Origin of the sequence: Nostoc sp. TCL240-02 (assembly GCF_013343235.1) — a bacterium.
Taxonomy (GTDB): domain Bacteria; phylum Cyanobacteriota; class Cyanobacteriia; order Cyanobacteriales; family Nostocaceae; genus Nostoc.
Map to the genome: position 1 here is coordinate 5,661,925 of NZ_CP040094.1, position 12,957 is coordinate 5,674,881.

General features: G+C 39.2%; 16 protein-coding genes and 1 CRISPR repeat array (1 of these 17 only partly in view). Of the genes, 7 read left to right on the top strand and 9 right to left on the bottom strand.

Annotated features, from left to right (window positions below):
* Positions 1 to 312: a CRISPR direct-repeat array (repeat unit 37 nt; unit sequence GTTTCAATCCCTAATAGGGATTTTGATGAATTGCAAT); it begins 1,847 nt to the left of the window's first position.
* A 324-nt stretch (positions 313 to 636) separates the two neighbouring features.
* Entirely contained in the window at positions 637 to 1,116 is a 480-nt protein-coding gene (locus tag FBB35_RS24015) for a sulfur transferase domain-containing protein (protein ID WP_174711736.1), read from the bottom strand.
* Between the two features lie 639 nt (positions 1,117 to 1,755).
* Between FBB35_RS24015 and FBB35_RS24020 the strand changes: the two genes are divergently transcribed.
* The 4 genes from FBB35_RS24020 (at position 1,756) to FBB35_RS35065 (ending at position 4,220) form a co-directional block, all read left to right on the top strand.
* A complete protein-coding gene (locus FBB35_RS24020) occupies positions 1,756 to 2,253 on the top strand; it encodes a GNAT family N-acetyltransferase (RefSeq protein WP_174711737.1) in 498 nt (165 codons plus the stop codon).
* A gap of 121 nt (positions 2,254 to 2,374) precedes the next feature.
* Positions 2,375 to 3,004 carry a TetR/AcrR family transcriptional regulator gene (locus tag FBB35_RS24025; RefSeq protein WP_174711738.1) on the top strand — a complete coding sequence of 210 codons (630 nt, stop codon included), beginning with the start codon at positions 2,375 to 2,377 and terminating at the stop codon, positions 3,002 to 3,004.
* Positions 3,005 to 3,260: 256 nt separating this feature from the next.
* Positions 3,261 to 3,656, top strand: a complete 396-nt coding sequence (locus FBB35_RS35060; protein WP_254625668.1) for a transposase — start codon at positions 3,261 to 3,263, stop codon at positions 3,654 to 3,656.
* 60 nt (positions 3,657 to 3,716) lie between these two features.
* A complete protein-coding gene (locus FBB35_RS35065) occupies positions 3,717 to 4,220 on the top strand; it encodes a transposase (RefSeq protein WP_254625684.1) in 504 nt (167 codons plus the stop codon).
* Between the two features lie 6 nt (positions 4,221 to 4,226).
* On the opposite strand, the gene FBB35_RS24035 is transcribed toward FBB35_RS35065, so the two are convergent.
* A complete protein-coding gene (locus FBB35_RS24035; RefSeq protein WP_174711739.1) occupies positions 4,227 to 4,883 on the bottom strand; it encodes a gamma-glutamylcyclotransferase in 657 nt (218 codons plus the stop codon).
* A gap of 162 nt (positions 4,884 to 5,045) precedes the next feature.
* Between FBB35_RS24035 and FBB35_RS24040 the strand changes: the two genes are divergently transcribed.
* A complete protein-coding gene (locus tag FBB35_RS24040; RefSeq protein ID WP_174711740.1) occupies positions 5,046 to 5,828 on the top strand; it encodes a hypothetical protein in 783 nt (260 codons plus the stop codon).
* Positions 5,829 to 5,930: 102 nt separating this feature from the next.
* On the opposite strand, the gene FBB35_RS24045 is transcribed toward FBB35_RS24040, so the two are convergent.
* The 3 genes from FBB35_RS24045 to FBB35_RS24055 form a co-directional block, all read right to left on the bottom strand.
* Positions 5,931 to 6,143 (bottom strand): hypothetical protein, encoded by a 213-nt coding sequence (locus tag FBB35_RS24045; RefSeq protein ID WP_174711741.1) that lies wholly within the window; start codon positions 6,141 to 6,143, stop codon positions 5,931 to 5,933.
* A gap of 6 nt (positions 6,144 to 6,149) precedes the next feature.
* Complete coding sequence (locus FBB35_RS24050) at positions 6,150 to 7,283, bottom strand: hypothetical protein (RefSeq protein WP_174711742.1); 1,134 nt, start codon at positions 7,281 to 7,283, stop codon at positions 6,150 to 6,152.
* Between the two features lie 258 nt (positions 7,284 to 7,541).
* Complete coding sequence (locus FBB35_RS24055; RefSeq protein WP_174711743.1) at positions 7,542 to 7,784, bottom strand: hypothetical protein; 243 nt, start codon at positions 7,782 to 7,784, stop codon at positions 7,542 to 7,544.
* 558 nt (positions 7,785 to 8,342) lie between these two features.
* On the opposite strand from FBB35_RS24055, the gene FBB35_RS24060 reads away from it, so the two are divergent.
* On the top strand, positions 8,343 to 8,663 hold the full coding sequence (locus FBB35_RS24060) for a hypothetical protein (RefSeq protein ID WP_174711744.1): 321 nt from the start codon (positions 8,343 to 8,345) through the stop codon (positions 8,661 to 8,663).
* Between the two features lie 384 nt (positions 8,664 to 9,047).
* Positions 9,048 to 10,114 (top strand): ISKra4 family transposase gene (locus FBB35_RS24065; RefSeq protein WP_174708235.1). Its coding sequence is split into 2 segments (ribosomal slippage): positions 9,048 to 9,204 and positions 9,204 to 10,114, totalling 1,068 coding nucleotides; the frame shifts between segments, so codons are not numbered across the junction.
* Between the two features lie 243 nt (positions 10,115 to 10,357).
* Here FBB35_RS24065 and FBB35_RS24070 read toward each other — a convergent pair.
* The 4 genes from FBB35_RS24070 to FBB35_RS35080 all read right to left on the bottom strand — a co-directional run bounded on the left by FBB35_RS24070 (position 10,358) and on the right by FBB35_RS35080 (position 12,737).
* Entirely contained in the window at positions 10,358 to 11,695 is a 1,338-nt protein-coding gene (locus FBB35_RS24070) for an IS701 family transposase (RefSeq protein ID WP_174708167.1), read from the bottom strand.
* Between the two features lie 86 nt (positions 11,696 to 11,781).
* Positions 11,782 to 12,018, bottom strand: coding sequence for a hypothetical protein (locus FBB35_RS35070; protein ID WP_254626021.1), 237 nt, complete (start codon positions 12,016 to 12,018; stop codon positions 11,782 to 11,784).
* Positions 11,939 to 12,319 (bottom strand): transposase, encoded by a 381-nt coding sequence (locus FBB35_RS35075; RefSeq protein WP_254625685.1) that lies wholly within the window; start codon positions 12,317 to 12,319, stop codon positions 11,939 to 11,941. Before FBB35_RS35075 ends, FBB35_RS35070 begins: the two co-directional genes overlap by 80 nt.
* A gap of 40 nt (positions 12,320 to 12,359) precedes the next feature.
* The gene (locus tag FBB35_RS35080; protein WP_254625633.1) at positions 12,360 to 12,737 is read right to left on the bottom strand and encodes a transposase; all 378 of its coding nucleotides are present in this window, start codon (positions 12,735 to 12,737) and stop codon (positions 12,360 to 12,362) included.
* Positions 12,738 to 12,957 lie beyond the last annotated feature (220 nt).

Consider the following 12,957-nt stretch of genomic DNA (forward strand, 5'->3'; position numbering starts at 1 on the left):
ATAGGGATTTTGATGAATTGCAATAGCCCAATTGCAATCCTCCCTTAGAGAATCCTTGTTTCAATCCCTAATAGGGATTTTGATGAATTGCAATAATTTGTACTATCAAATAAATTTATGAGATTTTGGGTTTCAATCCCTAATAGGGATTTTGATGAATTGCAATATTGATAGGGATTATAATCCCCAGAAAAGCTTTTTTGCGTTTCAATCCCTAATAGGGATTTTGATGAATTGCAATGGGCAGCAGCATCAGCTTGAGTCTGAGCTAAAAGGTTTCAATCCCTAATAGGGATTTTGATGAATTGCAATAGCGGGAGCCTGAAACCCAATCTGTATTTAGTTTTCAAGGTGCAGTTGCGCGATTCTTGAGCAATCATAGCATTAGAGAATTCGTTTGGAAAGAGCGCCAGGAAAATTTAAAGGCTGAAATCGTTTTTTGATAAGTATTTCAGAGATTGCGCGGATGAGGATTAGGCGACTAATGGGATGAAAGCCTTACTGTACTTGAAATAGAAGCACTTTTTTGTGGTTGTGGAATTTGTACACCTACCCTTCCGCGCATTTGAGATGCAGAAACCTAGTACAGTGCGGCGTAAATAAACAGACCATATCCTATTATTTCGTACATCTGTTTTAGCAAGTAGGCACAGCTAATCTGGCGTGTTTGCTAACGTAGTCCACAAATAATTGCTTTAGTCGGGGACTCACACCAGCATGTTCAAAGAATCCAAAACCCAGATTCTTAGCTCTTGCTAAGGTTTCTTCTGGTGTTAATCCTTCCTGGATAGCGATACTTAAGAGTGCAATTCCAGTCGAGCGCATCCCGGCTGCACAATGCACAACTGCTGGTTTAGGAATTTCTTCGAGTGTTGTGAGGATTTTGGTAATGGCCTCTTCATTCAGGTTTTTTAAATCTACCTTGAGTGGAACATTCTTATAATGCAGCCCCAATGCTTCAGCTACTTTTTGCTCATCCTTGGAAAATCCTAGCTCATCAGGCGATCGCAAATTTAGAACGGACTTAAAACCTTCTTGGATAGCTTGCTCAAGCTGTTTTGGGATAATTTGTCCTGTTGTCGTTAAGTTTTCGTTAATCTGTATGGCGTTGATCACATTTACTCCTTTTGACTTTCTAATGGCTTTCAGCTTGGTAAATAGTCGAATCAGCAAGCTTTGAGAAGTTATTCAAATAAGCACTGCAAAATTAGCTAAATATCAAAAGATATTGCTTGATTACTTCAAAATATGTCTTTTGAAGTTGGTTATTTTATTGCTTTATCCATAATATACGGTTTGTCGATAGATTTAGTGTTAATTAGAGCTTATTATGATTTTCACCGATAAAATTATCAGAGCTTATATATCAGCAGTCTGTACCGATTCTCTATTACTAATAGAGGTGTGACAGCAGGTATTAATTTTGGGCTGGCGATTCGGGGAAGCGATGTCTACGAAGGACTACGGATGCGATTCACACAGAAAATTAGACGACAAATTGTCTAGCGAGTTGTGACTCAATTGGAAACTGCTAATATCAGTAAAGCAGTTGAAGATTTGGCTAGTTGATCTGTTGCGATGTCTACGGCGGGTGGCTCCTGAGCGCAGGTGTTCGCATAGCGTGTCGCAGACAAGCCTCTCGTTCGCGTTAGCGTCTCTAAAAGAGAAGATAAGGGCAACGCCTACGCAACTAAAATGTCCATAACATGCCAAAAAGTCAAAAAGACATGTAACCTGAATGTCAGTCATGAACCTATGAGCGCTAACGAAATATCTCTTCGACCTGCTCAAGAAACTGATGCGTGGGTGATGAGTGCAATTCATATTGCTGCTATCAAAGCTCTGCCTGCAACTTTCTACACCGAAAAAGAACTTTTAGCTTGGCGTAATTATCACGACAAACCGGATGGTTCAAATATCTTGAAGAGCATGAAAGTAGAAACTTGCAAAGTTGCGATTAGGGGAGATGTTGTTATAGGTTTTGCTAGCTTCATTGTTGATGAACTCATCGGGCTGTATGTCCATCCTAAATATCAAGGCAAAGGGATTGGACGTGCTTTAGTTCAACATTTTTGTGACGAAGCAACCGATCAAGGTATAGATAAGGTAATTACAACTGCTAGTCTTTATGCTGAAGGATTTTATTTACGACTGGGATTTACTGCGATCCAAAAAGCACCTCATTATTTAAGAAAGGGGATAGTTGTCCCAGTTACTAAAATGAGTAAAACATTAGCTACCGCACCGAAATAAATTTGAGCCGATACCAGATTTCCAATAACTTTAAAAGTACTGGTATCAAGATTATTTTTCTTTAATTTGCAACAACTTTGGAGACATAACTTATGATGAAAATAAGTACTTGCCAGTATAAATGAATAAAAGCATCCGTTCATCAACCCTCACCCGTATACGTTTGATAGAAGCCGCCTCGCAAGTATTTGCCAGTTTAGGTGTTCAAGGAGCGACTACCCGTGAAATAGCTCGTGTTGCTGGTGTGAATGAGGTGACTTTATTTCGTCACTTTGCTAGCAAAGAACAACTTTTGGGAGCAGTCATCAAAAATGCCTTGGCACTCCAGACCGAAGCCCTTGCATATCCCGAAGCGTGGACACAGGATCTAAAAATTGATTTAAGACAGTATGCCCATCTTTATAATACTATGCTAGAAGCACAGGAGGACTTAATTCGTACATTTATTGGAGAAGCTAAACGTCATCCTGAAGCAGCTAAACAAGTGATTCAAGAAGCCGCCAAGCCTTTAGGAGAAAAACTGGTCGATTATCTGCAATCTAGTCAGAAATTAGGCACTGTCAGAGTAGACCTCGATCCATTTCCAGCAGTCGATATGTTTACAGGAATGCTGTTAGCTGGAATGCTATGTCGCAGTGCAAAATTCAACCAAGGCAGCTATAGCTGTGAGGACTATATCGAAACCTGTGTAGATATTTTTGTGCGTGGTATCAGTACCTCTAACATTTCTCAATGCGGCTGTAAGTTCTGAGCTAAATTAGATAGTTTATGCCAATAGTATTGATTAGAAATAGTTGAAATTAGCGTTTGGGGATAATTATTTTTCACAATTTAAAATCTGTTTCCAACTCAATTATTTTATTTAAGTTGAGCTTCACAACAGTTATTCATAATTAGTAGTTTCAGTAGAGCCACCATTAACTAAAAGTGCTTGTTGTTTTGCTATAGCGGTTATCAGTCTACTTCAGTACAGTAGGAGAGAGCAATTCTACTGATAATTGGTGGTGATGAAAGCCTACTCTCTCGACTTGCGTCAAAAAATAGTTGATGCTTATGCCTGCGGTGACATTTCCCAACGAAAACTGGCTAAAAACTTTGGTGTCACCTTAAGTTTTGTGCAAAATTTACTCAAACGCCATCGAGAATTGGGGATGATAGGCCCCAAGGTGCGGACTGAGCAGACAGCAACAAAGTTGAATGCTGAACAGTTAGAAATCCTGCGCCAACTCGTCATAGCACAGCCCGATGCGACGTTAAGCGAATTGCGGGAACGACTTTACGAGAAAACAGAGGTCTTAATTGGGGTAGCTACGGTGAATCGGATGGTTCGCTGGAAACTTCACCTCAACCTCAAAAAAAAAGTCTCCACCTCACAAAAAAAGGTAGTGATGAAGTCCAACTAGCCCGATTTGAGTACTGGAAACTCTTGAGGGGGATACCCGTCGAAGAGCTGATTTTCTTAGATGAATCGGGAGTTAATCTGTCCTTCATCCGCAAATGTGCCCGCGCCTTGCCTGGCCCTTCGGGCCTATGCTCAAAAGCCCAACCGCAAAGGGAAAAATGTCTCGGTAATTGGTGCAATTAGCTTGAAAGGACTGCTCACCCAATGGAGTGGCTTAGGTTCTATCGATGCTTTGACTTTTGATGCCTTCATCGCCCAAAAGCTCGTACCCAAACTTTGGCCTGGTGCAGTGGTGATCATGGATAACTGCTCAATCCATAAAAGTGATGAACTTGAAGCTTTGCTCATCGCTGCTGGCGCTCATCTCATTTATCTCCCCCCCTATTCTCCCGATTTTTCACCGATTGAGAATTGTTGGTCCAAGATTAAGAACATTCTCCGTCGCATCGGTGCAAGGACATACCCTGATTTACTCCAGGCATTAGATACGGCATTCGCAGAAGTGACAATAGAGAATTTGCTGGGTTGGTTTACTCACTGCTGCTACTGTACCTCACAAGACTGATAACCGCTATAGCACTTGTTTGCGTAACAAGAGCAATTTTCTATCTTTAATACCTTCTGCGATTAATCCATCGACAGTTTTCATGAGATAATCAGCACAGGAACCCAATTTTCCAGATGCAGTGGCAATGCTATTAACAGTAGTTGTTAATGGTAGTTTATGAGCATACCTGGGATGCTGGCGATTAGCAACAAAGGCGATCGCTTTAAATTCTTGCTTACCATCTAACACCCTTACCCAACGGGCAACGTAAACACCAGCTAACATTTCCCGTCGCCAAATCAGCAATAATTCGGTTGGTACATCAGAGGCAGCAATGCGATAAATGATACCACGACAACTACCGCCGCGATCGAGTCCTAAGAGTAATCCAGGATTCTCTGGAGTACCGCGACCGAGGATCATCCATGTACAGAAGCGCCGATGCCAACCATAAATGATCCCAGGACGGCGCTCGACGTATGTGATTAGGGGATTCCAAATTAGGGAACCGTAGGCAAATATCCAGATATCAGAATTTGGTAGTTGATATTGTAGTATTTCATGGAGCGATCGCTGTAACTCATCTTCGCTCAGGGTAGTTAAATTGATTCCAGAGTGTGATGCTTCTAACAGTCTAGTCTGTGCGTTTCCAGCTTCGAGGTCGCTACGACTGAGTGACATAATGTAGATTATTTCCTTTTCTGTAGCTATCCAGTAATTTCACTATAACTTTAAGATAAATTAATTATAATATCGCTTCCTTTTCCGTAGGATTATAGAGTAAGCCCACTATAGGTAGCAGTATCTTGATGATGCTAATCCACGAAATAAGGAGCAAACTTTGTGACATCTGCGACAAATCAGTTATTAAAGTTATCAATCCAATATTTACCAACAATTGCCACTAAATTAGCAATTACAACTCTAATAGCAATTTTACCGTTACCAGTTAAAGCAGTTACATTAGTCACTAGTCGTGCTGATTTTGCAAGTAATGACGGAATTGATTGGTCAATTTTGGGTAAAGTGTTTAATCCCTTTGCTCCCGATCCTTCGGCTTTTCTGCCTAACTCCTTTTCAGCGGTATCCGAAGGCGGTTTAGCTCTAGGTGTAACTGTGCCTCAAGTTAATGATTCTGGTATTACCCCACCTTTTGTTTTTCAAACCTCTTTTATACCTAAAGGTATTCCGACTAACTTCACTGATGGCGATTTTCTTCTCTTGACAGGCTTGAATCCACAAAGTGGTTTTCCTGCCATTGGCAACTCAGGCCCTTTGACCATTAACTTTGATCGTCCCGTTTTCGGTGCTGGTACTCAAATAGCTGTAGATGATATTCTAAAATTCAACGTGTTTGTCTCAGCTTTTGATAGTGCCAATAACCTATTGGGTACTTTCTCAGCACCAGGAACTTCTTCAGTAACATTGGATAATTCAGCATTGTTCGTTGGGATTAGCAGTGAAACTGCTAACATCTCGCGACTGGTTTTCAGCACTTCTGAGTTAAATAGGGCTTTTGCTATCAACAGGGTGAGTATTATTGCAGTTCCTGAACCAAATTATACCTTGGCTATATTAGCTTTCGGTGTTTCATCTGTGATTTTGAAAGTACGCCAACGCAGGTAAAAGTTATTCTCTTAAAGAGCTAGTGATCAGAATATAGAACTCGTATTTGATTTTTGAAAAGCAAAAGTGATTGAGATTTTTCCATACAAAGATTTTTGAGACTTAACGGCAAAAGTCAGAAACTCCAACAGATGGTTCTTTACGGGGTACTGTTGCTGTTTTTTCAACGATTGGATATCGGTTTTTGCGTTGGCGAGGTTTGGGTGAATGGGTCGGAGGAGGAATCAACACTAAAACTCCTCCCATCGCCTGAGCAACTCGTCCAGGGGTCAAATTGTCGAGGGACTTCTGCCGAGGTAAAGGAATGGAAATCAATCCTTATTACTTAGGGCTTGCAATAATAGCAAAACCTAAACGTGACAACTGGATTGGAGGAGTACATTCACTACGATTAACTACACATTTCTGCTGCACTTCTGGCGTATCTACTACCTTTACAGAAACTGTATAACGATCAAAATTGAGTATTTTCCTTTCTTGGATCATTGAGAGTATTTGCTCAGTGCCTAGATCAATTGCAGTCTGAGCAGTGAAATCAGCCATATAAATGATCTCACTTCTTAATTTCTCTTCAAGTTGGCGAAGAAACTCTGGGCTATATCCTCCACCAGAAAGAGCAGTTATAATTACGTTGGCTGCCTGGTTTTTTACTGATGCCCAATTCACAAATGGCTGGGAAGAAAAGTAAACTATTGAGTTGGGGTTCTGAGCAATTATATTATCTCTAGTTGTAATATACTCATCACGAGTGGCATCTTTAAATAAAGGTGGAGTGAGGTCTATACTACCTATTAGACTCCCCAAGGTGGGCATCTCTCCGCTTAGAATTGAAGTAATTGAACTTGCATCCAATTTAATATTACCTGTCCAACCTTTACCGCAGTCCAAAACAGGTTTTTGTTCTTTAGTTGACAAGTTGAACGTATATTCATAATTACAAGTAACTGATGCAGTATGAGATGCACTGGTTTCTGGTGTAATTGTTTGTAATTCCATCACTATTTCTGGCACTGTAATAGTCGCACATGTTTTTAAACGTCCCGAACCAATGCACTTCTTTACATCTCTATTCCTGGTAACAGGAACGTCTGCTTTTACAGCAGGAATTGTTACGCTCCAGGTGTGTTTAGGTTGTACCTTCGCAACAAGATAAATCGTATTACCTACCACATTATATTCCAGTTTTTCCAGGCTGGTGTTACCCTGATTGCCAATTGTGAACTGATTGACTTTGGAAACAATGCTACGTGCTTGAGATTGCCATTGACTGGCAATTGAATCCAATAGAGGAATACAATCTACTATTTTTTGGTCAATAGGCTGGAGTAAGTTAATCATTTGAGGTTTGTCAGCCATTGGGTTTTTCTGACAAGCTTCCAGATTATATGCTTTTGCTTGATGAGATATTCCTAATACGGAAAAAATAGTTAATGCACAAAGTAATGAAATTTTCATTGATCTATCCTCAAGAGTTGATTTGCAATAAGCTGGAAAATTATCATGACTAATGTGATGTATTGCACATTGTCAGGAAAGTAACAGGATTTTGTGAGAGCAGGTTTTGGTTCTCAATGACACTGCTAAATCTCAATCAAACTAGATGTTTTCATTGCGATGGCTATGCCCAATGAAAGCATCGCATCCCGAAATAGAGCAGATAGAAAGCGTAGGTCATGCGAAGATTTGCGTTCCATTGCTCAGACATGAACAATACTAGTCAAAGCAAACTAGAAAAACTATTAACAAAGGGGGAAAAGCGCAAATTGAAGCGAATACCAACAGTAGGGGAGCAACGCGATTTTGTGAGGTGCTGAAACCTGCGACGTATATAGGTTGTTTCAGGATGCGATCGCAACTTAAAAACCAGGTTTTGTTGACAATATAGGGATGTAATTGAGAACTTAACCCCAATCTCACTTTTTCGCGTTGCTCCCCAACAGTAGTAGCTGTTGACACTATTATGACTTATAGGACTTACGCCCAAAATCATTAATATGGCTTGCTTGTGGCAATTAAAGTAAGAAATTAAGTCTTAGAGTTTCTTACTTTCTGGTTTTTGAAGCATTTTTCCCTCTGCTGCCAAGCAGCGATTAACTAAAGACAAATGGGGGGTATCAAGCTGAAGTAGGTTGTTTGTAGCATAGGAATATGCTCTATTGCAAAACGGTTACTGTGCTTGATTTACAATCGTTTAGAGCTTGGTGCAACTTCAGAATTAAGCTTAACTTGACTTTTTGATTTGCAGATGTCATTTCAAGTACCTTTTGTCATTCTCATTTTGTAGCGATACCTACCAAAAATTTGTAAAAATGTTAATCTGAAACGTACAAAATACTCGTTTTGGCACGATAATTACTATCTCATCTGTACACAAAATTGCAGAAATATTGAAAGAAATGTTTTATTTTAATATGAGAGCAATCAATTTAACTAAATGCTCACTCTAAAAAATAAGTCAGGATTTTTGTAAAGTTTGTCCGTAGAGAGAAAAACGCTAACTTTACTCTTGGTAAAATGATGCTAGAAGAGAAGCTTTCTCAATCATTTAGTGTAGTCAAGCCTTTAACGCAACAAGAATATCGCCAACGAAAGATTTTGCTCAAAAAGATTAATAATTCTTGGATAAAAGGGGCTTTAAAAAATTCCCTATACGCCAAAGCCTTGATTGATCTGGGTCGTGTCAGAGACTATGAAGATTTATCTGAACGTCTCAAGCTACGCAGTGCTATTTGTATTCAACCATTAACCTCTGAGTACATTGATAGGTATTTGGAAGATGCAGGTGAATCACTTGAAGGTTTGAAAATACTACTTCAACAGGATAGCGAATTATAAGAATACCTGTATCTGACGAAAAATATTTATTTACTTGTATTTTAGTATGTACAATAATATTTATTTCTTTATTCCATTTCTATCACCCATATATTTTTTGATTCGTTTTCTGCAAAAGATACCATTTGAAAGTTCTGCCAAAGCGATTTAAAACCAAGAAATTTGGAATTCTTTAAAATATGCGCTATTTTATTTTAGTTTTTACCTAGTCATATTTATTATTGCTTGGTTAATATTGAGAAATCAAGTATTTTTATTATTGGGTGTTATTTCAGTCTTTGTTGTTGGGCTATTTTGGGAAGGTTTTGCTAGGGAGCATCCCAGTTTTTTGCAAAGAAGACGAAAATCAGTCAGGATAGGTAAGACGAGTGTATTTACTTACCGATGACCCCAGAACAAAAGCAAGCTCTTCAAAAACATATTCAGGCGATTGCTAAAATATTGTATGAAGATACGTCAAAAGAAAAGCTCACAAATCTTGCAGCAATTGAAGAAGCAGTGCGGAGTCAAATGCAGAAGCATGTTATGCCAGAAGTAGGGGTTTTTTTATCGAAACGATTACAGGGACAACCGCAGGATACCAACGACGGCTCAAAAGCATTCTTGGAGAGTTAGCAATAACGAGCAAACAAGCCATTGAATTAGAAGTCGCACCAAGTACTCAACTGAGTCCATATCTAGAAACTTGTTGTTTGAGGGTAAGTGCGAATGTCAGCTATGAAGATGCGGCATCAGACATCAAGTATTTTACGGGCATAGAGGTTTCTCACAGCAGTCAACAGAGATTAGTGCATCGCCAGAATTTTGAGTTGCCAACACCAGAACAGACAATTGAAGAATTAAGCGTCGATGGTGGAAACATCCGTGTCCGAACTCCTAAAGGTCAAATATGTGCATGGCTTGGCTATAAAGCAATTAGCTTACATCATCTCGGAATCTTGGGAACTTCATTTCAGAATAATCAGATTGTGATTGATTGGGTTAATGACCAACCACTGGCTAGCCCACTCACTTGTATTGGTGATGGACATGACGGCATTTGGAATATAATTGACCAATTAGCACCTGATGCACAACGTCGAGAAATACTTGATTGGTTCCATTTAATAGAAAACCTCCACAAAGTTGGGGGTTCACAAAAACGCTTGAAACAAGCACAAAATCTACTATGGAAAGGCCAAGTTGAGGCTACTATTGCCTTATTTACAGATTGTAAAGGCAAACAAGTACAAAACTTTTGCCGTTATCTTGATAAGCATCGCAATCGCATTATCAACTACGAATATTATCAAGCTGAAGAAATTTGTTCAATTGGTTCAGGTTCAGTTGAATCTGCCGTTAAACAGGTTGACCGTCGAACAAAAATTTCCGGGGCACAATGGAAACGAGAAAATGTGCCTCAAGTCCTAGCCCATCGCTGTGCTTACCTCAATGGATTATTGTCAGTTTGAGCCACTTTAAAAAGTGAGATGCTCCCGTTTTGCTAGCATTCAGCATTTATCATTACGCATTACAGCATTTACGGCTGTTATGAGGTACAGTAGCAGCAACTAGCAAACCAGTTTCTTAAATGTTGAGGATTTATTAAGTCAAGTGCAACTGAAATTAGTTTATCAACCATTTCTGTTGTAGTTGGAGCAAAACTATCCCTCTTCTGTCACTCTCCGAGATAAGCAAGTAGTAAATAAGTGAAATCATCCAGAAGCAAAAAAGGGTTTAAATTGGTTCATGGCACAAATTAAATGATTAAATCCTAGCAATAAATGAGAATTTGGAAAAATATCTAACCAGGGATAAATCAGCCAAAATAGTAAAAGAGGTTGGACAATTAAACGAAGATTATTAAGAGTATTCTTCCATCCAGAATTATGATTCCATTGTTGATGATGAGAAAAATCTACACAATTAACATAACTAGTACCTATCACCTCAGTTTCAATTTGAAGAGATTGATTTAAGGCTAAAAAGGCTGGGGAATTTAGACTAATCATTGTGTAAACACAAAAAATAATTTCCCACCATCTCTCTATATGTTGAAAATTTGTCAAGCGATAATCTGTCCAGCCGAGTTCCTGTTTACATTGTCGAAACCCATATTCTACCCAGGTTCTTAATCCATATAAATCGCCTAAAGTTTTTTTGAGATTTCCTTGAAGATTCGTCATGACAAATGAAGTGGAATTATCCGGCATTGTTTCTGGATCAGTAGTTATTTCCCAGTAAGTTATGGCTCTTTTTTTACCATAAATTATTTCTCGGATATATCTGATTTCGGATTTTTTATTACTAAATGTTCTCTCAAATTTGCACCACTTGTTAGCTCTAACGCTCTGATTAGCTGGTAGCCAGACTCCGTGATTACTTCTAATTGCTACAACATAAGCTAATTCATATTCATTGAGCTTTTTGATGAATTTGCTACTTTCACCATATAAACTATCGGCTAATACTAATTCAATATTAAACCCCTCATTTATTAATTCTGTAATAATTTCTGACGCTAACTCTATTTTGGTTTTATATTTATCTCCTGATTTGAGCGTCCCTTTCGGTTTAAATACTTTGAAACTTAATGGAAATGTTACATTTTCATAAACTCCATAAGCATTGACTGATACTATTCCATTATCTATTTTTCCTACACTCCCTAGATATTGTCTTGCAACATAATCTGTCTTTTTACCTTTTTTCCTATCTCCAGTTTCATCTATTACTACGGTTATCGCCTGACTATTTAATGCTTTCTTTAATTTATCTAATCTTCGGCTCTTTAATTTATTTGCTGACCAATCTGAATAGGCTATGAAATGATGTAATGACTGTGCCGAGTTTATACTTACTACTTTGGCTATTTCTGGTAATGATTTTCTTTTTATTGGTGCAATTATCCCTAAATGTAAATATTTGAAGCATTCATAATTTCTTACTTCTTTGAACAGGTCTTTATACTCTGCACAATATTCATCTATGATCGCAACTGTTGGCTGGGCATCTCTTGCCAAATGTTTTAGGATTTGTAATTCTACATCCATTGCCCTGCTTACCTGAAGAGAGTTTTTTCTTTTAATCCTTTTATTCAGAATACTCGGAAAGTGACAGAAGAGGGCTATAGCGGTTATCAGTCTTGTGAGGTACAGTAGCAGCAGTGAGTAAACCAACCCAGCAAATTCTCTATTGTCACTTCTGCGAATGCCGTATCTAATGCCTGGAGTAAATCAGGGTATGTCCTTGCACCGATGCGACGGAGAATGTTCTTAATCTTGGACCAACAATTCTCAATCGGTGAAAAATCGGGAGAATAGGGGGAGATAAATGAGATGAGCGCCAGCAGCGATGAGCAAAGCTTCAAGTTCATCACTTTTATGGATTGAGCAGTTATCCATGATCACCACTGCACCAGGCCAAAGTTTGGGTACGAGCTTTTGGGCGATGAAGGCATCAAAAGTCAAAGCATCGATAGAACCTAAGCCACTCCATTGGGTGAGCAGTCCTTTCAAGCTAATTGCACCAATTACCGAGACATTTTTCCCTTTGCGGTTGGGCTTTTGAGCATAGGCCCGAAGGCCAGGCAAGGCGCGGGCACATTTGCGGATGAAGGACAGATTAACTCCCGATTCATCTAAGAAAATCAGCTCTTCGACGGGTATCCCCCTCAAGAGTTTCCAGTACTCAAATCGGGCTAGTTGGACTTCATCACTACCTTTTTTTGTGAGGTGGAGACTTTTTTTTGAGGTTGAGGTGAAGTTTCCAGCGAACCATCCGATTCACCGTAGCTACCCCAATTAAGACCTCTGTTTTCTCGTAAAGTCGTTCCCGCAATTCGCTTAACGTCGCATCGGGCTGTGCTATGACGAGTTGGCGCAGGATTTCTAACTGTTCAGCATTCAACTTTGTTGCTGTCTGCTCAGTCCGCACCTTGGGGCCTATCATCCCCAATTCTCGATGGCGTTTGAGTAAATTTTGCACAAAACTTAAGGTGACACCAAAGTTTTTAGCCAGTTTTCGTTGGGAAATGTCACCGCAGGCATAAGCATCAACTATTTTTTGACGCAAGTCGAGAGAGTAGGCTTTCATCACCACCAATTATCAGTAGAATTGCTCTCTCCTACTGTACTGAAGTAGACTGATAACCGCTATACGTAAAAAAGATTTAAGTTGTGACCACCATATATCCCTCTTTCTTTACCGAAAGTAACAAAAAAGGGATTAAACCTAATTACAGAAAAACAAAAACAACCTTCATTTAGGCGATCGCTGTTTTAAACAAAGCGAAAATCTTGGTTATCTCGTTCCA